Source organism: Mesorhizobium sp. B2-3-4, from assembly GCF_006442315.1.
Lineage (GTDB): Bacteria > Pseudomonadota > Alphaproteobacteria > Rhizobiales > Rhizobiaceae > Mesorhizobium.
In genome coordinates this window covers 285,919-308,504 of record NZ_VFVY01000005.1, presented here as the reverse complement: position 1 = coordinate 308,504, position 22,586 = coordinate 285,919, and the positions used below count along the sequence as shown (strand labels likewise).

Sequence of the window (22,586 nt, the reverse complement as noted above, 5' to 3'; positions counted from 1 at the left end):
CGACCAGCTAAGCCATTGAATTTTTGGTGCCGCTTAGGTGACTCGAACACCTGACCCCATCATTACGAATGATGTGCTCTACCAACTGAGCTAAAGCGGCCCGGGAGGGCGAGGCCTCCAAGATGCGCTGGGTGATAGACTCAACCGGCGGCGAATTCAAGATGCGACTTGGCAATTCTGCATGGGAGGCTCGCCAGGACCGGACGCATGCCTGGGATGTCGCCGCGCGAAAAATAGCGGCCATATTCCTATTTTGTTTGCCGGAACAGCGCGAAGATGGACTTTCCACGGCCCGTCGAGGCAGAATGCGGCCGCCCGCCCGTTGATTGATTGGTCGCCTGCGGCTAACCATCATGAAAGTTTGGGGCAATTTGCAAAGGGATCTCGCTTGGACGCGATCGAAAAAGCGATCCGGAACGCCTTGGAAAAGGGCAATGCCGAGGACCGGGCGTTCCGCGAGAAGGTTTACCGCTCGGCCTTCGCCGCGCTCGACCGCGCGCTCCAGGCCAATCCCGGCGTGACCGTGGAAGTCGCCATCAAGCGCCGCAAGGCGATTCAGGAAAAAATCACCGAGATCGAATCCGAATTCCTCCCGGCCGTGCCCGGCGCTGCTCCGCAGATCGACGCTCCGGCGGTCGGCGCCGCGGCCGGTGCGGCACCCTCCGCAGAGACCGGCGTAGAGGCCGGCCCGAAGGCACCGTCGCCCGCTGTCACCATCGACGGCCCCATGCCGCCTGCTTCGGATGCGCCGCGCTCGCGCGTGCTGCCGGTGGTTCCTGATATCATGCCGGATGCCGCGCTTCCGGACGCGCCGGCCATCGACATGTCGGCTCCAGCCGCGCCGGGAGCCGCGGCTGATGTCGCGCCTGATCGTGACGAGCGGCGCATTCGAGGCCGGCGCCTGCCGCTGACCGCGATCTTCTTCACGGTGACGCTGCTCGCTGCAGTCGGCATCGGCCTGTTCTTCGCCATGCAGACCGGCGTGTTCAAGTCGGCCGCGCAGCTCGACACGGCGCCGCCGGAAGCACCTCCGACCGTCGAGGACGATGACTTCACCCCGGCCGACGGCGCCAATGCGCCGGCAAAGCCTGGAGCCCCGGATCAGTCGCGCGACTGGATCAATGTGTTCTCGCCGACCGACCCGACCCATGTCGCCGCCCCGTCCGACGCCAAGGCCGAGGTGATGAAGGACGACGCCGGACCGTTCCTGCGCATTCAGTCCGGCGCTTCCGGCTCGGCGATCGCTTTCGACGTCGGGCAGGGCGTGCTGGAAAAGCTTGCCGGCAAGCACGCCGTGTTTGACATCATCGCCCGCGCCGAGGACGGCAAGGACACGCAGATCTCCGTCGACTGCAATTTCGGCGAGCTCGGCGACTGCGGCCGCAAGCGCTATGCCGTCGGCCAGCAGCGCAACGAATATCTGTTCGACGTCAAATTCCCCGACAAGCGTCCGGGCTCGGCCGGAACCATCGCCATCAATTCCGACTTCGACAAGCAGGGCAAGGCGGTCAACATCTACGAGATCCGCGTCTCGATCGAGCCGTGATGGTGGCCGGCAAGGGAGCACGGCGCAATGACGACCTCGCGGCGCAATGATGCCGACCAGATTCGCCAACTGATAGAGCAGTGGGTGGACGCCGTACGCCGCAAGGACATGGATGGAATTCTGCGCCACCATTCGCCTGATTTCATCATGTTCGACGTGCCGCCGCCGCTTCAGTCCCGTGGCATCGAAGCATACCGGCACACTTGGCCGCTATTCTTCGCAGCCTCGCCGGACCGGCCGGTCTTCGACATCGTCGATCTGGAGGTCACCGCCGGCGCCGATGTCGCCTTCGCCACGGCTCTGATGCGCTGCATCGTGGTGACGAAGACAGGGTCCAGCGATCTCGATTTCCGCCTGACAATCTGCTTCAGGAAGATCGCCGGCCAATGGACCTTCATGCACGAGCATCATTCCATCCCGGCCGTGGATTAGCTCTCCTGAAGCAGCGCCTGCAGCGTCTCGATGCGGTCGGCCTCGTTGGCCGGCTTGTCCCAGCGCAGCCGGGAAATCCGGGGGAACCGCATGGCCACACCCGATTTGTGCCGGGTCGAACGGTTTAGTCCCTCGAAGGCGACTTCCAGCACCAGGCCGTTGTCGCGGTCGGCGCGCACCGAGCGCACCGGCCCGAAGCGCTCGACCGTGTTGTCCCGGACATATTTGTCGATCTGCTTCAGCTCTTCATCGGTGAAGCCGAAATAGGCCTTGCCTACCGGCACCAGTTCCTCCGCGCCCTCGGCGCCGGACCAGACGCCGAACGTGTAGTCGGAATAGAAGCTCGAGCGCTTGCCGTGGCCGCGCTGGGCATACATCAGCACGGCATCCACTATGTGCGGATCGCGCTTCCATTTGAACCATGGACCCTTCGGCCGACCGGCGACATAGGGCGAATCCCAGCGCTTCAGCATCACGCCTTCGATGATCGGATGCGGCGGCGCACGGCGCAGATCCTCGAGCATCTGCCAATCGGTGAATTCGACGAAGGGCGACAGGTCGAAGCGGCTCGGATCGAGTGTTTTGATGAAGCTTTCCAGACGGCGGCGCCGTTCGCGAAACGGCAGCGCGCGCAAATCCTCGTCGCCCAGTTGCAATAGATCGTAGCAGCGCATGAAGGCCGGATAACGCTGCTGCATCTTCGGCGTCACGGTCTTGCGGTTCAGCCGCTGCTGCAGGTCCGAGAAGGTTCCCGTCGCCTCGCGCGGATCGCCGACCAGCAATTCGCCGTCGAGCGTCGCCGAGAAATCCATCGCCTCGGCAAGATCGGGGAAGGCGCCCGAGACATCGTCGCCGGTGCGCGAATAGAGCCGGCGGATGCCGCCCTCCGCCACCGCCTGGACGCGGATGCCGTCCCATTTCCATTCCGCCGCATAGTCCATGGGATCGAGCTTTTCGAGGTCGCCGTCGCCAACCGGGTTGGACAGCATGACCGGGCGAAACAGCGCCATCGCCGTGTTGCGTGGCTTCTCGGCCTTGCCTTCCAGCCAGGCGAACAGTGCCGTATAGGGCGGCGACAAGCCGTGCCAGAGCTCTTCGATCTCGGCGACCTCGACCTTGCCGAAATCGGCCAGCGCCTGTTTGGCGAGCCGCGCCGAAACGCCGATGCGCAAGCCTCCGGTGACCAGCTTGATGATGGCGAAGCGCGCCGAGATGCCGGCGCTGTCGAGCAGCCCCGCCAGCACCTTCGGCCCGTCGGAGCGGCTTGCCGCCTGCAATCTGGCCACCACCTCGCCAAGCGTTGGCTCGCGGTTCGCGATCCTGCCCGGCGTTTGCGGCCAGACCAGCGACACCGTCTCGGCGAGGTCGCCGACATAGTCGTAGGAATAGCCGAACAGCACCGGGTCCATGCGTTCGGTGACCAGCGTGCGCAGCATGGCCGGCTTGACCGCGGCAATCCTGAGATCGCCGGTGATGGCGGCCAGCGCCAGGCCGCGATCGGGATCCTCGACGCTGCGGAAATAGTCGGTGAGCAGCGTCAGCTTGCCGTTGCGCGACGGCGTCAGCACGAGGCGGTCGAGGAGCTCGGCGAAGCGGTTCATGCGCGCCACGCTAATGGCGAGGGCCGGCGCGAGGCCCCCCTCTCTGGCCTGCCGGCCATCTCCCCCTCAAGGGGGGAGATCAGATGTCGCGACGACCTTCGCCAATCTCCGCCGCCGCAGGAGATGCGCCGGCGCTGAAGCTGCCAATCTCCCCCCTTGAGGGGGAGATGTCCGGCAGGACAGAGAGGGGGGCCGTAGAGCTCGGCGGCGGCGATTGGCGAACTATGCATCATCAATCGCCCTCGTCCTCATACCCCACGAGATGCAGCGGCCTCGCCGAAATTCCCTCCAACTCGCACCAGCGCACCAGCGCTTCCTCGCGGCCATGCGTCACCCAGATCTCGCCGGCGCCGGTCTCCTTGATGGTGGCGGTCAGTTCGTCCCAATCGGCATGGTCCGAGATGATCAGCGGCAGCTCGACGCCGCCTTGCTTGGCGCGCTGGCGAATGCGCATCCATCCGGACGCAAAGCACGAGATCGGATCAGGAAAACGCCGCGCCCAGCGGTCGGCGAAGGCCGATGGCGGGCCGACCACGATGGCGCCGGCGAAATCCTGCCTGCCGCCGCTTTCGACGGTGGCCGGTTCGAGCGCGCCGAGATCGATGCCCTGGCTCTGGTAATACGCGCTGAGCTTGGCCAGCGCGCCATGGATGTAGAGCGGCCTGTCGTAACCGGCATCGCGCAGCAGCCGCATCACGCGCTGCGCCTTGCCCAGCGCATAGGCGCCGACCAGATGCGAGCGCTCCGGAAACTGCGCCGCCGACTTCAAAAGCCGGGCGATCTCTTCCATGTCGGGGGGATGGCGAAACACCGGCAAGCCGAAAGTCGCCTCGGTTATGAAGACGTCGCAGGCGATCGGCTCGAACGGCGCGCAGGTCGCGTCCCGCCGCCGCTTGTAGTCGCCGGAAGCGACGATGCGCATGCCCTGATGCTCGACCGATATCTGGGCCGAACCCAGCACATGGCCGGCCGGATGAAAGCTGACGCTGACGCCGTTGAGGGCAATCGCCTCGCCGAGCCGCGCGGCCTGCGTCGTGCCGGCAAAATCCTCGCCATAGCGCAGGCCCATGATGTCGAGCGTCTGCCGTGTCGCCAGCACCGAGCCGTGGCCGGAACGCGCGTGGTCGGAATGGCCGTGCGTGATCAGCGCCCGGTTCACCGGCCGCACCGGGTCAATGAAGAAATCGCCCGGCGGGCAGTAGAGGCCCTCGGGCCGGGGATGAAGCAGGTCGCTGGCGCGCATCGTCGGAAGATAGGATATAATTGCGCCGCGTGAAGCCTGTCGTCGCAGACTGCTGACTCCAGGGCTCTCCCTGCTCTATAGAGATAGGCGGCCGGCGGCTCTGCCGGTGGAACATCATCATGAAACCGCTTCAGACCTCGTCCGGCGACCCGAACGCCGATCGCCGCGCAGACTATGCCGAGATGCTCTTTGCCTCCGGCGATCATGCCGCGGCGGCTGAACTGCTCACCGGTGCGCTGGAACTGGCGCCGCAATGGGCAATGGGCTGGTTTCGGCTCGGCGAGATGCAGGAGACATCAGGCAGGCTCGACTTGGCGGGCCAGGCCTGGACGACTTCGCTGAAGCTCGACCCCGCCGATCGCCAGGGTGCCGTCCTCAAACTGCAGCTGATCGGCCAAGGTCCGGTCCTGCCGGCGCCACCCAGCGCCTTCGTCGAAACGCTGTTCGACCACTATGCCGAGACCTTTGAGGCAATGCTGGTCGGCAAGCTCGACTATCGTTTGCCCGAGATACTAGACACCGCCATCCGCCAGGCAAAGCCGGGTCGCTTCCGCCTGGCGCTCGATCTCGGCTGCGGCACCGGTTTGATGGGCGAGAGGCTGAGGCCGATCGTCGACCGGCTGGAGGGGGTCGATATCTCGGCAAGGATGCTCAAGAAGGCACGGGCGAAGGGCGTCTACGACGCGCTGACGAAAGCCGATCTGCAGGGGTTCTCCTATTCGGGCGACAAAGCCGATCTGGTGACGTCGGCCGATGTGCTGATCTACATCGGCGGGCTCGAAAGCCTGATGGAGATGGTCGCCGGCCTGCTCGCCGATGGCGGCCTGTTTGCCTTCTCCGTCGAAAGTCTGGCGGACGGCGGCGACTTCGCGCTGCAGCCCTCGCGGCGCTACGCCCATTCGGAGGGCTATGTCAGACGGACGCTCGTGGCCAACGGCCTCGGGATCGCCGCACTGGAGCCGACAACGATCCGCCAAGATCGTCGCGAGCCGGTCAAAGGCCTGGCTGTCGTGGCGCGGAAAGGCCACGCCGCGTAAAAAGTGTGGCGGCACTTCTTTGTCCTGCTGCGAAAAAGTCCGATTTGCGTGCGCGACTGATATTTGCGATCTGGTCGCATCAGGGCGGGATATCGGGAGGAGCACTTCGATGCGCTGGAACATGATGATCCTGGCGTCTTGCCTGGCAACCACCGGCTGCGTGGGCAATTCAACGTCCGAGCGTCAGGACGCCAACATCGAGTCCTCGCTGCAATATGACAGCGTGCCGTGCGACCAGTTGCTGGCGCAGCGCAACGGTTTGGCGCAGCAGAACAATCTCCCGACGACCGCCAAGCCGACCTTCTCCAACCCCGCCATGGGTTTTGGCCCGTTCACGCCCGACATACGCTCCAAGGCCCAGCGCGACGCCGACAAGGCGTCGGGCGAGATCGATGCCATGAACCGGTCCATCGAGCGCCGCGATTGCGGCAAGCCGGACAAGCAGAAGAAGTTTACCCTGCCTGGCTGATGCAGCTCGCCTGATAACCCGGTTCCCACCGTTCATCCTGCAAGGCTCTCATCCGATGAAGCTCTCGGACCTCGGCGACCGCATCTGCATCCTGGGGCCGTCCAACAGCGGCAAGTCGACGCTTGCCGACGCGATTGCGCGCAAGCGCGGCCTGACGCCCATTCATCTCGATCTGCTTTTTCATCTGCCCAACACGGATTGGGTGCAGCGTCCGAAGGACGAGTTCATTGCCTTGCATGACGCCGCCATCGCCGGCGAGCGCTGGGCGATGGATGGAAACTACTCGATTTGCATGCCGCAGCGCCTCCGCCGTGCGACGGGATTGATCCTGCTGGACATCTCCACCCCTGCAAGCCTGCTGCGCTATTTCAGGCGAACCCTTTTCGAGACGGAGCGGCGCGGCGCTTTGGAAGGCGGGCGCGACAGCATCAAATGGGACATGATCCACCACATCGCCGTGGCGACGCCGAAAAACCGTGAGCGGTATCGGGTGCTTTTCGGGCAGATCGATCTGCCGAAGCTGCAACTGTCGTCGGTCCGGGCAATCAAGGACTGTTTCCTCGAATGGGACCTGGCCAGATGAGGGTGACGCCCGGCCAGAGCAATTCCAGGAAAAGTGTGAAACGGTTTTCCCGGGACAAGCGCGTAGCGCTTGCCCTTGGGAAATGCGTCAAAACAACGAGTTAGAGCAGTTCGCCGTTTCCGTGAAACGGTGAAATGCTCTAGTATCCCGCCTTGCGGTCCACCAGATTGTCGAGCGCCTCGCCGCGCTCGAAAGCGTCCATCTGGCGCAGCATGATCGGCGCCAGGTGGACGGGATCGGAAGTCGCCGCCGCATGCGGCGTCACGAACACCTTCGAATGGCCCCAAAGCGGGCTGGTTTTCGGCAGCGGCTCGACCTCGAACACGTCGAGGCTCGCTTCCTTCAGCGTGCCGTCGTCCAATGCCCGCAGGATGTCGGCGTCCTTCTGCAGGCGCCCACGCCCGGCATTGATCAGCACCGAGCCGCCAAGGCCGTTGCGCTTGCGCAACTCTTTCAGCACGCCATAGTTGACGATGCCTTGCGTGTCAGGGGTGAGCGGCAAGAGCACCACCAGAATGTCGGTGGCGTTGAGGAACGGGATCAGGCCTGCTTCGCCGCCATAGGTCGCCACCCCCTTCATCGACCGCTCGCTGCGCGACCAGCCATTGACAGCGAAGCCGAGCGACAGAAGCACGGAGGCCGCGGCCCGGCCGAGACTGCCGAGACCCATGATGCCGACGGAAATGTCGCCGGCCGGCCGCTGCGGCGGCTCGTGCCAGGTCTTCTTCGACTGCTGCGACCGGTAGAGCAGGCCCTGGCGATGATGGTCGAGCACCCGCCACACGACATACTCGGTCATATATTGAGTGAGGTTGTCGGCAACGACCTTGACGATCGGCACGTCGGGCAAGCCGGGGTCGGCGAAGATATGGTCGACGCCGGCGCCGATCGAGAAGATGGCGCGCAGATTGGGCAGCGACGCCATTAGATTTGGCTTCTGCTTCCAGACCACGGCATAGGTGATCGACGGATCCTTGGCGCCATCCGGCTCCAGCACCACCTCGCGCTCGGCAGACAGGAGGTCGCGCCAGCGTTGCGGGTGAAAGCCGGTGACGGCGAGCAGGATGCGGCCTTTTTCCATCGCGGTTCGTTCAGTCCTTCCTTGTGCGGGTCACTCGCTGACCACGCCTGTCGGCGCCGTCTCGATCTTGAAGGCGGCCGAGATCAGAGCCCTGGTGTAGTCGGTTTGCGGACTTCCAAAAATCTGTTCGGAAGGTCCGGATTCGACGATCTGGCCATTGCGCATGACGATGACGTCGTTGGCCAGCGCCCGGATGACCTTGAGGTCGTGGCTGATGAAGAGATAAGCGAGATTGTGCTTGGCCTGCAGATTGCGCAGGAGATCGACCACCTGTGCCTGCACGCTCATGTCGAGCGCCGATGTCGGCTCGTCGAGCATGACGAAGCGCGGATTGAGCACCATGGCGCGCGCGATGGCGACGCGCTGGCGCTGGCCGCCGGAAAATTCGTGCGGATAGCGGTTGCGGGTCGCCGGATCGAGGCCGACCTCCTTGAGCACGGCGACGACCTTGTCGTCACGCTCGTCGGGCGACAGCTTCGGTTCGTGGATTTTCAGGCCTTCCTCGATGATCTCGGCAATCGACATGCGCGGGCTGAGCGAGCCGAACGGATCCTGGAAGACGATCTGCAACTCGCTTCGCAGCGGCCGCATGGCGTTGAAGGAAAGCTGGTTGATGTCCTGGCCTTTGAACTGGATGCTCCCGGTCGACGAGATCATCCGCGCCAGCGCCAGGCCGAGCGTCGTCTTTCCGGAGCCGGATTCGCCGACCACGCCGAGCGTCTGGCCGGCGCGCACGGTGACGTCGATGCCGTCGACCGCCTTCACATGGTCGACGACACGCCGGAAAAAGCCCTGCTTGATCGGAAACCAGACCTTGATGTCCTTGCCCGTCATGACCGGGCTGGCGTCGGCGTTCGCGGCCGGCGGCTTGCCTTTCGGTTCGGCGGCCAGGAGGTGGCGCGTATAGGGGTGCTGCGGGTTGGCGAAGATGTCCTTGGTCGGGCCGGCTTCGACGATCTTGCCCTTGGTCATCACGCAGACCCGGTCGGCGATCTTGCGCACGATGCCAAGGTCATGGGTGATGAACAGCATCGACATGCCCTTGCGGCTCTTGAGTCCCGCGAGCAGTTCGAGAATCTGCGCCTGCACGGTGACGTCGAGCGCCGTCGTCGGCTCGTCGGCGATCAGCAGTTCCGGCTCGTTGGCCAGCGCCATGGCAATCATGACACGCTGGCGCTGGCCGCCCGAAAGCTGGTGCGGATAGGCGTCGAGGCGTTTTTCCGGATCGCGGATGCCGACCTCTTTCAAGAGCGCAAGCGTGCGCGCCTTGGCCGGGCGGTCGCCCATGCCCTGATGCAGCTTCAGGATTTCGACAATCTGGTGCTCGATCGAATGCAACGGATTGAGCGAGGTCATCGGCTCCTGGAAGATCATGGTGATCTTGTTGCCGCGCACCTGGCGCAACTGCTTCTCGCCCATGGCCAGGAGGTCGGCGCCCTGAAACAGGATCTTGCCCGAGGGATGGCTGGCGCTTGGGTAGGGCAGCAGCTTCAACACAGACAGCGCCGAGACCGATTTGCCGGAACCGGATTCACCGACCAGCGCCACCGTCTCGCCCCTGGCGATGTCGAACGAGATATGGTCGACGGCAACGGACTGGCCGCCGCCCTGGCTGAAGGCGACACTGAGGTCCTGCACGCTGAGCAAGGGGATTTCGCTCATTTGAACGTCTTGCGCGGATCGAAGGCGTCGCGCGTCGCCTCGCCGACGAAGACCAGCAGCGACAGCATCAGCGAGATGACGACGAAGCCCGATATGCCGAGCCACGGCGCGTTGAGGTTGCGCTGCGCCTGCTTGAGCAGTTCGCCGAGCGAGGCCGAGCCTGGCGGCAGGCCGAAGCCGAGATAGTCGAGCGAGGTCAGTGTCGAAATCGAGCCCGAGAGCAGGAAAGGCAGGAAGGTCAATGTCGCAACCATGGCATTGGGCAAAAGGTGCCGGAACATGATGGTGCGGTTGGGCACGCCAAGTGCGCGGGCGGCGTTGACATACTCGAAGTTGCGGGCCCGCAGGAATTCGGCCCGCACCACGCCGACCAGCGCCACCCAGGAGAACAGCAGCATCAGGCCGAGCAGGATGAAGAAGCCCGGCGGCAGGATGGCGGCGACGATGAGCAGCAGATAGAGCACGGGAATGGCCGACCAGATCTCGATGAAGCGCTGGAACAGAAGGTCGGTCCAGCCGCCGAAATAGCCTTGGACGGCGCCGGCGGCGACGCCGATCAGGGCGGAGCCGGCGGTCAGGATCAGGCCGAACAGCACCGAGATGCGGAAGCCGTAGATGACGCGCGCCAGAACGTCGCGCGCCTGGTCGTCGGTGCCGAGCCAGTTCCAGTTGCCGACGATGCAGGCCGCATCATCCGCGCCTTGCGCATACTGGTTGCAGCGCGTCTTGGCGTCATACTCCCATGACGGCTTGGCCGGCGCTGCTTCGGGAATGGCGTTGTTGACCGTCTGGTAGGAATAGCGGATAGGCGGCCAGATCATCCAGCCATGAGCGTTGATCTCGTCCTGGATCACAGGGTCGCGATAGTCGGTGACGGCGTAGAAGCCGCCAAATTTCTCTTCCGGGTAGGCGACCAGCACGGGGAAAAGAATCTCGCCCTTGTAGGAAGCGATGATCGGCTTGTCGTTGGCGATGAATTCGGCAAACAGCGACAGCACGAACAGGACCAGGAATATCCACAGCGACCAGTAGCCGCGCCGGTTGGCCTTGAAGTTCTGCAGTCGGCGCTTGTTGAGCGGCGACAGGAATGGCCGCGCAATCCGCTCCGGCAACACTCCGGCGGTGACGCTTGCCTCCGACATCAGACGTCTCTCCGCTCGAAATCGATGCGCGGATCGACCCAGGTGTACATCAGGTCGGACAACAGCCCGATGAACAGGCCCAGCAGCGAGAAGATGTAGAGGTTGGCGAACACCACGGGATAGTCGCGCTCGACCACGGAGCGGAAGCCGAGGAGGCCCAGCCCGTCGAGGGAAAAGATGTTCTCGATCAGCAGCGAGCCGGTGAAGAAGGCCGAGATGAAGGCGCCCGGGAAGCCGGCAATGACGATCAGCATCGCATTGCGGAAGACATGGCCGTAGAGCACCTGCCGTTCGGACAGGCCCTTGGCGCGTGCCGTCACCACATATTGCTTGCGGATTTCCTCCAGGAACGAGTTCTTGGTCAAAAGCGTCGTCGTGGCGAAGGCCGACAGCACCAAAGCCGTCAGCGGCAAGGTCATGTGCCAGACATAGTCGGCGATCTTGGCCGGCCAGGACAGCTGATCCCAATTGTCTGAAACGATGCCGCGCAGCGGAAACCAGTCCCAGAACGAGCCGCCGGCAAACAGCACCATCAAGAGAATGCCGAACAGGAAGCCCGGAATGGCATAGCCGACAATGACGACGCCGCTGGTCCACACATCGAAGGATGTGCCGTCCTTGACCGCCTTGCGGATGCCCAGCGGTATCGAGATCAGATAGGACAGGAGCGTGATCCAGAGCCCGATCGAGATCGACACCGGCATCTTCTCCAGGATCAGGTCGAGCACCGAAATGTCGCGGAAATAGGAGTTGCCGAAATCGAAGCGGGCGTAGTTCCACAGCATCATGCCGAAGCGTTCGAGCGGCGGCTTGTCGAAGCCGAACTGCTTCTCCAGCTTCTTGATGAATTCCGGGTCGAGACCCTGGGCGCCGCGATATTTCGAACTGACGTCGCCGGCGGCGTCGAAATTGCCGCCACCGGTGTCACCGCCGCCGCCGCCGAGGCGGTCGCTGCCGCCCTGGTTGGTCAGCTTGGCGATGACCTGCTCGACCGGGCCGCCGGGCGCGAACTGGATGACGGCGAAAGATATCGCCATGATGCCGAACAAGGTCGGGATCATCAGAAGAATGCGGCGCAGTATATAAGCGCCCATCAGGCCTTGTGCCCCAGTCGGACTGATATCTCAGCCTTTGCCAATTTTTGCCGCCTTGCCCTTATCGAACCACCACAGCGTCTCTACCGGAAAGCCATAATCGGGCTTTTGCTCGACAAAGCCGAACATGTCCCAATAGGCGACGCGGTGATTCGCCAGATAGTATGTTGGAATCCAGTCTAGCCGCGCGCGCAAGACCCGGTCGAGCGCTCTCAGCGCGGTGACCAGTTCCGGCCGGCTTTGCGCCTTGCCGGCTGCCGCGATCAGTGCGTCGATGGCCTTGCTTTGCGTGCCTGGATAGTTGCGCTGTCCCTGTGTGTCCGCCATTCGGGAGGCATACATTATCTCCAGCCCGTCGTCGGTGGGTGTCGCCCCGATCGACCATCGGAACAGGACGAAATCGAAGTCGAAATCGCTCTGCCGCTGTTCATACTGCGCCGCATCGACCTGTCGGATCGAAGCATCGATCCCGATCGCCTTCATATTCTCCGACCATGGGGTGAAGATGCGAACGAGGCCGTCATCCTCCGCCAGCATCTCAACCCGCAGCCGTTCCCCCTTGTCGTTGACGAGGAAGCTGCCCGCGCGCTTCCAGCCTGCTTGCGCGAGCAATTTCGAAGCCTCGCCCAGCAGCTTGCGGTCATGGCCCGAACCGTCGGACAGGGGTTGCGTCACCGCTTCACCAAAAACCTCTGGCGGCAGTTCGGACCGGAACGGCTCCAGCAGGGCCAATTCGCCAGGCGAAGGCAGGCCTTCGGCCTTGTAATCCGACCGTTCGAAATTCGACTGAGAACGCTCGTAGGAGCCGTAGAACAGTGCCCGCTTCATCCACTCGAAATCGAAGCATCTGGCTATCGCCTGCCGCACCCGCTCATCGCGGAATTGCGGACGACGCTGGTTCAGCGCGGCCCCCTGCATTTCCGGCGTCTTCTCGCCGGGAAATTCGCGTTTGACGACCTTGCCGTCCTTCAGCGCCGGAAAGTCGTATCCGGTCGCCCAGACACTCGCGGTGAATTCCTCGCGAAAATGCGTGTCGCCTTTCTTGAAGGCCTCGAAGGCGGCCTGCCGGTCAAGATAGAAGTCGATGCGGATACGGTCGAAATTGTACATGCCGCGGTTCACGGCAAGGTCGCGACCCCAATAGTCGGGCACGCGGTCGTACTCGACGGTCTGTCCGGCCGCCACGCGCCCAATCTTGTAGGGTCCCGAGCCAAGCGGCGGTGTCATGGTCGAGGCATCGAAAACATTGGCCGTGTAAAAGGCCTTGGACACGATCGGCATGCCCACGACGGCAAGGATGTTTTGTGCCGACTGTTCGCCATTGAAGGTGAGGTCGAGGGTGGCGGGGTCTATCGCGACCGCCTCGGTCATGTACCGCAATGCCTTGGAAAGGTTGGGGTGGCCCTGATCCTTGTAGAGCTTCAACGTGAAGGCCACGTCTTCGGCGGTCAGCGGCGAGCCGTCATGGAAACGCGCTTGCGGTCGAAGCGCGAAGCGAAAGCCGTTGCGATCCTGCGACAGCGTGACGGACTGGGCAATCAAGCCGTAGACCGCATCCGGCTCATCGAGCGCGCTTGCCATAAGGGAATCGAAACAGAGCTCGGCGCGCGGCGGCGCCTCCCCCTTCAAGACCAGGAAATTCAATGTGTTGAAGGTCAGGTAGCTCTGGTTGAGTGTGGCGTTGGGCGGTGCGAAATTCATCTGGCCGCCCTTGGGCGCGTCCGGATTGACGTAGTTGAAATGCGTAAAATCAGGCTTGTACTTGAGATCGCCGAAGGCCGACAGGCCGTGCAGCTCGGTGCCGGTCGCGACGTTCGCGAAGGCTTTGCCCGGCAACAGCGCGGCGGCGGCGGCGGCGCCCCCCAGGGCCAGGAAATCCCGGCGGGGCAGGGCCGTTATCGGTTGCCGGTCCATCAATTGCCGCCCTTATATTTGGCCGCCAGTGCTTTCTCCTTGTCGAGATCGATCCACCAGGAGTCGAGATCGATGCCGAAATAGCCCTGCTGCTTGTCGGGAATGCCGAATTTGTTCCAGTAGGCGGCCCAGGCAACCGGACGATTGAATTGCGGCACAACGTAGAAGTTCCACAACAGAACGCGGTCAAGCGCGCGGGTCGCGGCGACGAGATCGTCGCGGTCGGTGGCGAAGATGACACGCTCCACCAAGGCATCGACGACGGGATCCTTGATGCCCATGACATTGCGCGCGCCCGGCCTGTCGGCGGCCTTCGAGCCAAAGAATTCGCGCTGCTCGTTGCCGGGTGACGAAGACTGGGCCAACTGCGTCGTCACCGAATCAAAATCGAAATTGGTGACCCGGTTGATGTATTGCGATGCGTCGACGATGCGCAGCGAGGCATCGATGCCGATCCTGCGCAGGGAATCGATATAGGAATTCGACAGGATCTCGTCAGTCGAATCGTTGCCGAGGAATTCCACCTTGAATTGTTGGCCGGTCTTGGCGTCGGTCATCTTGCCACCGACAATCTTCCAGCCTGCTTCGCCAAACAGCGCGATTGCCTGACGCAGATATTGCCGCTCCGCTTGCGGTGTGTCGTAGACCGGAAGCTTGAACGGCTCGGTGAACACTTCCGGCGGCAGCTTGTCCCGATACTGCTCGAGGATCTCCAGTTCCTTGCCGGTGGGCAGCCCCGAAGAGGCAAGATCCTGACCTTCGAAATAGCTGTGGGTGCGGGTATTCAGACCGTAGAATAGAGTGCGGTTCATGAATTCGAAATTGTAGACCAGGGTGAGCGCCTGGCGCACGCGACGGTCCTGGAATTGCGGCCGGCGCAGATTGAGCGCGAAACCCTGCATCGGCTGGCCCGACGTCTCCTTGAATTCCCGCTTGATGACGTCACCGGCCTTCAAAGCCGGGAAATTGTATTCGGTCGCCCATTTCTTGGAACTGTTCTCGAGGCGAACATCCTGATAGCCGCCCTTGGTGAAGGCCTGCCAGGCGGCATTGTCGTCGAGTATGTAGGTATAGCGGCGCGTATCGAAATTGTTGCGGCCGACATTGGTGCCGAGGCCGGCCGCCCAGAAGTCGGGCACACGCTGCCAGACGACTTCCGAACCGGGCTTGAAGCTCGCGATCTTGTAGGGTCCCGAGCCGAGCGGGATTTCGAGGCTTGGCTGGGTAATGTCGCGCTTCTTGCCGTTGGCGTCGGTGCCTTCCCACCAGTGCTTCGGCAGCACCACCACGTCGGCCATGATCAGCGGCAACTCGCGATTGCCCTTCTGGTCGAACCGGAACTCGACTTCCCGGTCCGAGACGGCGACCGCTTCGGTGACGTTGGCGAAATAACGATTGAACTGCGGGCTCTCCTTCTTCAGGAAATTGAAGGACCAGATCACGTCGTCGACGGTGATCGGCTGACCGTCATGCCATCTGGCGCGCGGGTCGAGCCGATAGGTCGCCGATGAGAAATCATCCGGATGCTTGTAGGCCTCGGCGATCTCGGGGTGATTGGTGCTGCCCTCGTCGAGGGATTTCGCCATCAGCGACTGGTAGAGCAGCCCGCCCTGATAATTCAATCCTGCCGCGGGCGTGCCGCGGGCGATGAACGGGTTGAAGCTGTCGAACGTGCCGCTGACCACCGAATTCAGCGTGCCGCCCTTGGGCGCGTTGGTGTTCACATAATCATAGTGCTGAAAATTGGCGCCGTATTTGGACTCGCCCGTCAGCGACGAACTTGTCAGCCATTCATCGGCCAAAGTGGCCTGCAATCCCACCGCCAGCAGGGCTGTCGCCAGCAGCGACTTGAGAAGCGTTCGGCCAACCGTCATGCACTATCCTTCTCGCTATGCGTGCCAGCTCATCCAGACCGCGATCCTAGATGATTTGACGCTCCTGAAAACCGCAATGCGCCGGCTTTGTCGCCGCACCCTGCATTTTCCCAACAAAAAAGCCGGGCTGAACCCGGCTTTTTCAAGATCGCGAGACGATATCCTTATTGGGCAGGGGCGGGTGCCGGTGCAGGTGCCGCCGGAGCCGCGGGCTTGGCAGGTGCTGCCGCGCCGTCAGCCGGTTTCGCCGGAGCGGCGCCATCGGCAGGCTTGGCGGGCGCCGAAGCGTCCGCGGCGGCGCCTGGCGTCGGCAGTGGCTTGGGGTTGTCCGACAGCGTGCGCAGATAGGCGATGACGTTGGCACGATCTTCGTCCTTGGGCAGGCCGGCGAAGCCCATGGCCGTGCCCTTCACGAATTTCTTCGGCGAGGTGATGAAGTGGTTGATGTTGTCGTAGGTCCACTTCTCGGTGCCGCCCTTGGAAAATTCCTTCATACCGGCCGAATAGGCGAAGCCTTCATGTTCGGCGACGGGACGGTCGACGAGATCCCACAGATCCGGGCCGACCTTGTTGGGGCCGCCCTTTTCGCCGGAATGGCAGGCCTGGCACTTCTTGAAGACGGCGGCGCCGGCCTCGGCATTGGCGGTCTGCAGCAGATCGGCGATCGGCTTGGATTCAACGGCAGGCGCTGCGGCGCCGCCCTCGGCGGGTTCGGCGGCCACGATCTCGAAGCCGGGCTTCTCCGGGGCGGGCGAAGCAAACAGCGCGTCCGACACCAGGCCGACCGAGAAGACGACGAAAACGGTTCCGAGCAATCCGGCGAGCAATTTGTTGACTTCGTTGGAATCCATACGCCCCTTGCTCCCTTTTCCGGCGGACTGATCCGTCCACTCCGTCCGTCGGTATCCAGACCCGCCCTCCAGAGCCGGTCAAATCGGGCGGAAACTAGGTCTTTTGCTCGGGCGTTGCAACACTTATAAGGGCGCTTCCAGTGAGACCTTTTGCCACTTTTCCCCTCCTCTTTTCGAACGCCTTGCGATAGCGATGTCCACCCTGATCCTGATCCCGGCCCGCATGGCCTCGACCCGCCTGCCGGGCAAGCCGCTGGCCGACATATCCGGCGCGCCCATGATCGTCCATGTCGCGCGCCGCGCCGCCGAAGCCGGGCTTGGCCGGGTGGTGGTGGCAACCGACACGCACAGCGTGGCTGAAGCCGTGCGCGCGCATGGTTTCGAGGCCGTCATGACGCGCATCGACCATGAATCGGGTTCCGACCGCATCCACGAGGCCCTCGTCGCGCTCGATCCCGAACGCAACGTCGAAACGATCGTCAATGTACAGGGTGACCTGCCGACCATCGATCCCGGCATCATCGCCGCCTCGCTGAGGCCGTTCGAGGATGCCTCGGTGGATATAGCCACGCTCGGCGTCGAAATCGTCCGCGACGAGGAAAAGACCAATCAGAACGTGGTCAAGATCGTCGGATCGCCGCTGTCCGGCACGCGGTTGCGGGCGCTCTACTTCACCCGCGCCACGGCGCCCTGGGGCGAGGGGCCGCTCTATCATCACGTCGGCCTCTACGCTTATCGCCGCGCCGCCCTTGAGCGTTTCGTCGCGCTGAGGCCGTCGCCGCTGGAGCGGCGCGAACGGCTGGAACAGTTGCGGGCGCTGGAAGCCGGCATGCGCATCGACGCCGAGATCGTCCGCTCGCTGCCGCTCGGCGTCGACACGCCGCAAGACCTGGAACGGGCCAGGGAAATCCTTTCAAACTGAGATATCAGCATGCCTGAAAAGACCAACAGAATTTCCTTCCAGGGTGAGCCGGGCGCCAATTCCGACACGGCCTGCCGCAACGTCTATCCCTCGATGGAGCCGTTGCCGTGCCCGACCTTCGAGGACGCGTTCAACGCGGTCGAGACCGGCAAGGCCGATCTCGCCATGATCCCGATCGAGAACACCATCGCCGGGCGCGTCGCCGACATTCACCATCTCCTGCCGGAATCGAGGATGCACATCGTCGGCGAGTATTTCCTGCCGATCCATTTCCAGTTGATGGTCCTGCCCGGCGTCAAACGCGACGAGATCAAGACCGTGCACACCCACATCCATGCGCTCGGCCAATGCCGCAAATACATCCGCAAGAACGGGTGGAAAGGGGTCGTCGCAGGCGACACCGCGGGTGCCGCCAAGATGGTCTCGGAGGTCGGGGACCGCACCATGGCGGCGCTGTCGCCGGCGCTGGCCGCGGAGCTCTATGGGCTCGACATCATCGAAGAGAACGTCGAGGACACCGACAGCAACGTCACCCGTTTCGTCGTCCTGAACAAGAGCAAGCAATGGGCCGAGCGGCCGTCACCCGACGTCAAGATGATGACCACCTTCATCTTCCGCGTCCGCAACGTGCCAGCCGCGCTCTACAAGGCGATGGGCGGCTTCGCTACCAACGGCATCAACATGACCAAGCTGGAAAGCTACCAGCTCGGCGCCTTCACGGCGACGCTGTTCTATGCCGACATCGAGGGCCATCCCGACGATCCGCTGGTCAAGCTGGCGCTCGACGAGCTTCGCTTCTTCTCACGCGAGGTGCGCATCCTGGGCGTCTATCCGGCCAGCCAGTCGCGCGAGCAGTGGAAGGTGGCGGATTGAGCTACCAGCCAAGCGGCACGTAGTCGATCTCGAGAAATTTCTCGACCTCGGGCACCCAGCGGTCGCGCACGAAGGCGACATGGTCGGGATGGTCGTTGTACCTGGTGTAGGCGGCCTGGTCGGCGAACTCCATCGAGAAGCCGAACTGATAGTCGTTCTTGGGGCTGATCTGGCGCAATTGTTCGAAATGCGTGACACCCCGGATCGCGGTGAGGATTTTCCTGGCGTCGACGAGGAACCGCTTTTCCTCCAGCGAGTGCGGCGGATGCTTCAGCGTGAAGACGACGGTGTGACGGATCATCTGCTTCTCCTGCAATGAATTTCAAGGCTCATTCGTTGTCGACCCAGGCGCGGATGAGATGATGGGCGATGGCGCCTTTCGGCGGCGTGACCAGATTGCCGGGATGCTCCCTGGCCAGCATCAGGCGCACCTCGTCGCGCAGGAACCAGCGGCAGTCTTCCAGCTCATTGAGGTCGGCCTGGATGTCTTCGTTGAGCGGCTCGCCGAAGCAGCCGATCATCAGTGAATAGGGGAACGGCCAGGGCTGGCTGGCATGATAGACGACACGCCCGAGCCGGATGCCGGCCTCCTCCAGCGTCTCGCGGCGTACCGCCGCCTCGATCGTCTCGCCCGGCTCGATGAAGCCGGCAAGCGCGGAATACATGCCCGGGGCGAAGTGCCGGCCACGCCCGAGCAGGCATTTTTCCCGCGTCGCCGTCAGCATGATCGCCACCGGGTCGGTGCGCGGAAAATGCTCGGTGCCGCAATTCGGGCAATGCCGCTTGTAGCCGCCGGCCCGCATTTGAGATTGCGTGCCGCATTTGCTGCAGAAACGGTGGCTGGCATGCCAGGCGAGCAGGGCGGCACCTTGTGCCATCGCGCCGGCGGCGGCCTCGTCGATCAACCCCTGCATATAGACCGAGCGGTAATCGATCGCCTTGACCGTCTCGGGGAGCTGCTCGGCGTCAACACCGGCCATTACCGCCAGCACGGGTCCCTGTTCGGAAAAGCCGAGCAGGACTCCCTGGTCGAAGGATAGCTGGAAAGGCTGGCTCTCCGCGACGCGGTACCAGGGGTCGAAACCGCTATCCGCGAGCTTCAGATAGAGCCGCCCCCCATTCATCAGCAACAGCCGTGTCGTCGGATCGGCCAGCGCCTTGTCGACCGAATCGTCGGCACGGTTCTCGGATTGCCGGTCGATCGTGTTGCCGGCAAAGCCGACGAACTGGCTCGGCTCGCGCAGGGGCGCGTCAAACAGGCGAAAGCTCATGCGGACTCTGGTGCGTTGGGGTGGAACACGGGGGAAGGCTTATAGCGCCGCCCTGATCGTTTCGGCAAACCGGCGCAGGTCGGAACGCTGGTAGGGCTCGCGCAGGCCATGACCCCAAACCGGCCCCGGCCAGCCGGGATCGTGCTCGGAGCGGGCAATGACATGGATATGCAGCTGGCGCACGATGTTGCCGAGCGCGCCTGTGTTGATCTTGGTGCAGCCCGTCACCTTTTTCAAAGCCTGCGCCACCATATTGGTCTCGAAGGTGAGCATCGCCTGGTCGAGCGGTGTCATGTCGTGGATTTCCTCCGCGCCCGGCCGTTGCGGCACCAGGAGCAGCCACGGCCAGCGGCGGTCGTTCATGACCCGCAACTCACACAGCCCAAGCCACATCAACTGTTCGCTGCCGGCCTCGAGCCGGGCATCCAGCGTGAATCCGGCCTTCAGGCCCGGCAGCATCGGCGTTTCCCTTGCTTTTCTTGAATTCCTCAAACCACGAACGCTAGAGCGGCTGCATCGGGCCTGCAAGCGAATCTCTTGGGTTTCGGTGCCGATTTACCTGCGCACTTGCATTTCGTCGCGCAATTGCCGATATGGACAGCGGGAGGTTGGTGGTGGACGATCCACTCGCCAACCGGGTCAGGTCCGGAAGGAAGCAGCCCTAACGAGCCCGGAACGGGTCATTGTTCCAGCCTCCCGCCTCTTCGCCTTTCTCCCGCGACATTGACGGCGCCAAGCCGTGCGGGCGAAACTATGCGCAGGAATCGGTCGCTTTCGACGCGGCCCTTGGAGCTTACTGGCGAATGAGCGAAGCCGGAAATTCGGGACCAGAGAGCCTGGAAAAAGGCAAGGCCGGCGCCTATCGCGTCCTGGCGCGCAAATACCGCCCTTCGAATTTCTCCGAACTGGTCGGCCAGGAGCCGATGGTGCGCACCCTAACCAACGCCTTCGCCACCGGCCGCATTGCCCAGGCCTGGATGCTGACCGGCGTGCGCGGTGTCGGCAAGACGACGACCGCGCGCATTCTGGCGCGGGCGCTGAACTACAAGACGGCCACGGTCGGCCAGCCTTCGGTCGACCTTGCCGTGCCCGGCGAACACTGCCAGGCGATCATGGAAGGCCGCCATGTCGACGTCATCGAGATGGACGCGGCCTCGCACACCGGCATCGACGACATCAGGGACATCATCGAACGCGTGCGCTACGCACCGGTCTCGGCCCGCTACAAGGTCTACATCATCGACGAAGTGCACATGCTGTCGACGCAGGCCTTCAACGGCCTGTTGAAGACGCTGGAGGAACCACCTCCGCACGTCAAGTTCATCTTCGCCACCACCGAGATCCGCAAGGTTCCGATCACCGTCCTGTCACGTTGCCAGCGCTTTGATCTCAGGCGCATCGATGCCGGCGCGCTGGTCGCGCATCTCTCGGCGATCGCCGGCAAGGAAGGCATTACGGTCGACGACGACGCGCTGGCGATGATCGCGCGCGCCGCGGAAGGTTCCGCCCGCGATTCGCTCTCCATCCTCGACCAGGCGATCGCCCACGGCGCCGGTTCCGTCAGCGCGGAGGCCGTGCGGGCGATGCTTGGCCTCGCCGACCGGGCCCGCATCGTCGACCTGTTCGAATATGTGATGAAGGGCGACGTGGCGGCCGCACTTGCCGAATTCCGTGCCCAATACGACACCGGCGCCGATCCGGCCGCCGTGCTGACCGATCTTGCCGAGTTCAACCACCTCGTCACCCGGCTGCGCTTCGTGCCGACCGCCATGGACGACGCCTCGCTGTCGCAGGACGAGCGTCAGCGTGGCGCCGATTTCGCGAGCGCGCTGTCGGTCCGCGTGCTGTCACGGACCTGGCAGATGCTGCTCAAGGGCATTCCCGAGGTGCAGTCCTCCAACCGGCCGGTCAGCGCCGCCGAAATGGTCCTGATCCGGCTGGCGCACGCCGCCGATTTGCCGACATTGGACGAGGCGCTGAGATCGCTGGAGAGCGGCGGCGCGGCAAATGGCGCCGCGCCGCGCCCGAATGGTGCCTCGGTAGGCTCCGGCCCCGTGAATCCCGGCAATGGCGCCAGCGCCGTGGCGCAGGCGCGCATGCCCGGCGGGTCGGGCGGCGCGCAGACCATGCGGCTGGTCGAGGCCACGCCTGCTCCGGCCGCTTTCGTTGCCCCGCCGCAGCCGGCGCCGGAGAGCCAGCCCGTGCCGCTGAAGTCGCTGGCCGACATCATCGCGCTTGCCGATGCGCAGCGTGACATCGCCTTCAAGGTGCTGCTCAAGAGCTGCATTCGGCTCTTGCGCATTGAGCCCGGCCGCATCGACGTCGGCCTGACCGACGATGCGCCCAAGATGCTGCTCAATGACCTCACGACGAAGCTGCGTGCCTGGACCGGCCGCAGCTGGCTGGTGTCGCTGTCGAAGGAAGGGGGCGGCCAGACATTGGCCGAGATGGAATCGACGAAGCGCGAAAACGCCTTCCTCGATGCCAGGAGCGATCCGACGGTAGCCGCCATCCTGGCGCGCTTTCCCGGCGCCAAGATCATCGATGTGCGCATTCCCGACACCCCGGACGCAGACACGACCGAGGCCGACGTGCCGGTCGAGCCACCGTCCGATGACGACGAACCCTGATATTCAGCACTAATCCGCAAAGGATCGGACCATGAAAGATCTTCTCGGCCTGATGGGCAAGGCGAAGGAAATGCAGGCCAAATTCCAGGCCATGCAGGACGAGATCGCCACCGTTGAATCGACCGGCCAGGCCGGCGGTGGTCTGGTCAGCGTCACGCTGAGCGGAAAATTCGATATGAAGTCGCTGAAGATCGACCCGTCCTTGTTCAAGGAAGACGAGGTCGAAATCCTCGAGGATCTGATTCTCGCCGCGCACAACGACGCCAAGGCCAAGGTCGAGCAGATCATGCAGGAAAAGACCAAGGCGCTGACCGCCGGCCTGCCCATCCCGCCGGGAATGAAACTGCCGTTCTAGCGTTCG

The 22,586-nt window shown here is 63.5% G+C and carries 21 protein-coding genes, 1 tRNA gene and 1 other RNA gene; 10 read left to right on the top strand and 13 right to left on the bottom strand.

All coding sequences use genetic code 11. The annotated features are described in order from the left end of the window. Positions 1 to 24: 24 nt before the first annotated feature. Positions 25 to 100, bottom strand: a tRNA-Thr gene (locus FJ967_RS11040). A 288-nt stretch (positions 101 to 388) separates the two neighbouring features. Here FJ967_RS11040 and FJ967_RS11035 point away from each other — a divergent pair. Both FJ967_RS11035 and FJ967_RS11030 read left to right on the top strand, forming a co-directional pair. Continuing rightward, positions 389 to 1,546: a hypothetical protein gene (locus FJ967_RS11035; protein ID WP_140731731.1), complete on the top strand. Its 1,158-nt coding sequence runs from the start codon at positions 389 to 391 to the stop codon at positions 1,544 to 1,546. A gap of 27 nt (positions 1,547 to 1,573) precedes the next feature. Further along, entirely contained in the window at positions 1,574 to 1,978 is a 405-nt protein-coding gene (locus tag FJ967_RS11030; RefSeq protein WP_140731730.1) for a nuclear transport factor 2 family protein, read from the top strand. On the opposite strand, the gene FJ967_RS11025 is transcribed toward FJ967_RS11030, so the two are convergent. Continuing rightward, positions 1,975 to 3,579 (bottom strand): cisplatin damage response ATP-dependent DNA ligase, encoded by a 1,605-nt coding sequence (locus tag FJ967_RS11025; RefSeq protein ID WP_140731729.1) that lies wholly within the window; start codon positions 3,577 to 3,579, stop codon positions 1,975 to 1,977. The two genes, FJ967_RS11030 and FJ967_RS11025, sit on opposite strands and share 4 nt — an antisense overlap. A gap of 232 nt (positions 3,580 to 3,811) precedes the next feature. Then, positions 3,812 to 4,822 (bottom strand): ligase-associated DNA damage response exonuclease, encoded by a 1,011-nt coding sequence (locus FJ967_RS11015; RefSeq protein ID WP_140731728.1) that lies wholly within the window; start codon positions 4,820 to 4,822, stop codon positions 3,812 to 3,814. Positions 4,823 to 4,941: 119 nt separating this feature from the next. Between FJ967_RS11015 and FJ967_RS11010 the strand changes: the two genes are divergently transcribed. The 3 genes from FJ967_RS11010 (at position 4,942) to FJ967_RS11000 (ending at position 6,911) form a co-directional block, all read left to right on the top strand. After that, the gene (locus tag FJ967_RS11010; RefSeq protein WP_140731727.1) at positions 4,942 to 5,859 is read left to right on the top strand and encodes a class I SAM-dependent methyltransferase; all 918 of its coding nucleotides are present in this window, start codon (positions 4,942 to 4,944) and stop codon (positions 5,857 to 5,859) included. 109 nt (positions 5,860 to 5,968) lie between these two features. Continuing rightward, positions 5,969 to 6,328: a hypothetical protein gene (locus FJ967_RS11005; protein ID WP_140731726.1), complete on the top strand. Its 360-nt coding sequence runs from the start codon at positions 5,969 to 5,971 to the stop codon at positions 6,326 to 6,328. A gap of 55 nt (positions 6,329 to 6,383) precedes the next feature. Then, the gene (locus FJ967_RS11000; RefSeq protein ID WP_140731725.1) at positions 6,384 to 6,911 is read left to right on the top strand and encodes an AAA family ATPase; all 528 of its coding nucleotides are present in this window, start codon (positions 6,384 to 6,386) and stop codon (positions 6,909 to 6,911) included. A gap of 139 nt (positions 6,912 to 7,050) precedes the next feature. Here the strand turns inward: FJ967_RS11000 and FJ967_RS10995 are convergent, their stop codons facing one another. The 7 genes from FJ967_RS10995 to FJ967_RS10965 form a co-directional block, all read right to left on the bottom strand. After that, positions 7,051 to 7,992: a glyoxylate/hydroxypyruvate reductase A gene (locus FJ967_RS10995; RefSeq protein ID WP_140731724.1), complete on the bottom strand. Its 942-nt coding sequence runs from the start codon at positions 7,990 to 7,992 to the stop codon at positions 7,051 to 7,053. A 30-nt stretch (positions 7,993 to 8,022) separates the two neighbouring features. After that, positions 8,023 to 9,654 (bottom strand): ABC transporter ATP-binding protein, encoded by a 1,632-nt coding sequence (locus tag FJ967_RS10990; RefSeq protein ID WP_140731723.1) that lies wholly within the window; start codon positions 9,652 to 9,654, stop codon positions 8,023 to 8,025. Beyond that, the gene (locus tag FJ967_RS10985) at positions 9,651 to 10,796 is read right to left on the bottom strand and encodes an ABC transporter permease (protein ID WP_140731722.1); all 1,146 of its coding nucleotides are present in this window, start codon (positions 10,794 to 10,796) and stop codon (positions 9,651 to 9,653) included. The genes FJ967_RS10990 and FJ967_RS10985 overlap by 4 nt, the downstream gene beginning before the upstream one ends. Next, positions 10,796 to 11,890, bottom strand: coding sequence for a microcin C ABC transporter permease YejB (locus tag FJ967_RS10980; RefSeq protein ID WP_140731721.1), 1,095 nt, complete (start codon positions 11,888 to 11,890; stop codon positions 10,796 to 10,798). Before FJ967_RS10980 ends, FJ967_RS10985 begins: the two co-directional genes overlap by 1 nt. Before the next feature lie 30 nt (positions 11,891 to 11,920). After that, positions 11,921 to 13,789: an extracellular solute-binding protein gene (locus FJ967_RS10975; protein ID WP_140731749.1), complete on the bottom strand. Its 1,869-nt coding sequence runs from the start codon at positions 13,787 to 13,789 to the stop codon at positions 11,921 to 11,923. Between the two features lie 14 nt (positions 13,790 to 13,803). Further along, positions 13,804 to 15,678: an extracellular solute-binding protein gene (locus FJ967_RS10970; protein ID WP_140731720.1), complete on the bottom strand. Its 1,875-nt coding sequence runs from the start codon at positions 15,676 to 15,678 to the stop codon at positions 13,804 to 13,806. 164 nt (positions 15,679 to 15,842) lie between these two features. After that, on the bottom strand, positions 15,843 to 16,529 hold the full coding sequence (locus tag FJ967_RS10965; protein ID WP_140731719.1) for a cytochrome c family protein: 687 nt from the start codon (positions 16,527 to 16,529) through the stop codon (positions 15,843 to 15,845). Between the two features lie 193 nt (positions 16,530 to 16,722). On the opposite strand from FJ967_RS10965, the gene FJ967_RS10960 reads away from it, so the two are divergent. Together FJ967_RS10960 and FJ967_RS10955 are read left to right on the top strand one after the other, a co-directional pair. Next, positions 16,723 to 17,451, top strand: a complete 729-nt coding sequence (locus tag FJ967_RS10960; RefSeq protein WP_140731718.1) for a 3-deoxy-manno-octulosonate cytidylyltransferase — start codon at positions 16,723 to 16,725, stop codon at positions 17,449 to 17,451. Between the two features lie 9 nt (positions 17,452 to 17,460). Continuing rightward, positions 17,461 to 18,324 (top strand): prephenate dehydratase, encoded by an 864-nt coding sequence (locus FJ967_RS10955; protein ID WP_140731717.1) that lies wholly within the window; start codon positions 17,461 to 17,463, stop codon positions 18,322 to 18,324. A gap of 1 nt (position 18,325) precedes the next feature. On the opposite strand, the gene FJ967_RS10950 is transcribed toward FJ967_RS10955, so the two are convergent. The 3 genes from FJ967_RS10950 to FJ967_RS10940 are packed head-to-tail and all read right to left on the bottom strand — an operon-like array spanning position 18,326 to position 20,054. Further along, on the bottom strand, positions 18,326 to 18,625 hold the full coding sequence (locus FJ967_RS10950) for a Dabb family protein (protein WP_140706324.1): 300 nt from the start codon (positions 18,623 to 18,625) through the stop codon (positions 18,326 to 18,328). A gap of 28 nt (positions 18,626 to 18,653) precedes the next feature. Further along, positions 18,654 to 19,595, bottom strand: a complete 942-nt coding sequence (gene nudC / locus FJ967_RS10945; protein ID WP_140731716.1) for an NAD(+) diphosphatase — start codon at positions 19,593 to 19,595, stop codon at positions 18,654 to 18,656. A gap of 39 nt (positions 19,596 to 19,634) precedes the next feature. Next, complete coding sequence (locus FJ967_RS10940; RefSeq protein ID WP_140731715.1) at positions 19,635 to 20,054, bottom strand: HIT family protein; 420 nt, start codon at positions 20,052 to 20,054, stop codon at positions 19,635 to 19,637. Between the two features lie 144 nt (positions 20,055 to 20,198). Here FJ967_RS10940 and ffs point away from each other — a divergent pair. The 3 genes from ffs to FJ967_RS10925 all read left to right on the top strand — a co-directional run bounded on the left by ffs (position 20,199) and on the right by FJ967_RS10925 (position 22,580). Further along, positions 20,199 to 20,295: signal recognition particle sRNA small type (gene ffs / locus FJ967_RS10935), an RNA gene on the top strand. A 103-nt stretch (positions 20,296 to 20,398) separates the two neighbouring features. Continuing rightward, entirely contained in the window at positions 20,399 to 22,225 is a 1,827-nt protein-coding gene (locus FJ967_RS10930) for a DNA polymerase III subunit gamma/tau (protein WP_140731714.1), read from the top strand. Positions 22,226 to 22,256: 31 nt separating this feature from the next. Beyond that, the gene (locus FJ967_RS10925) at positions 22,257 to 22,580 is read left to right on the top strand and encodes a YbaB/EbfC family nucleoid-associated protein (RefSeq protein ID WP_140731713.1); all 324 of its coding nucleotides are present in this window, start codon (positions 22,257 to 22,259) and stop codon (positions 22,578 to 22,580) included. The last annotated feature ends 6 nt before the right edge of the window (positions 22,581 to 22,586 follow it).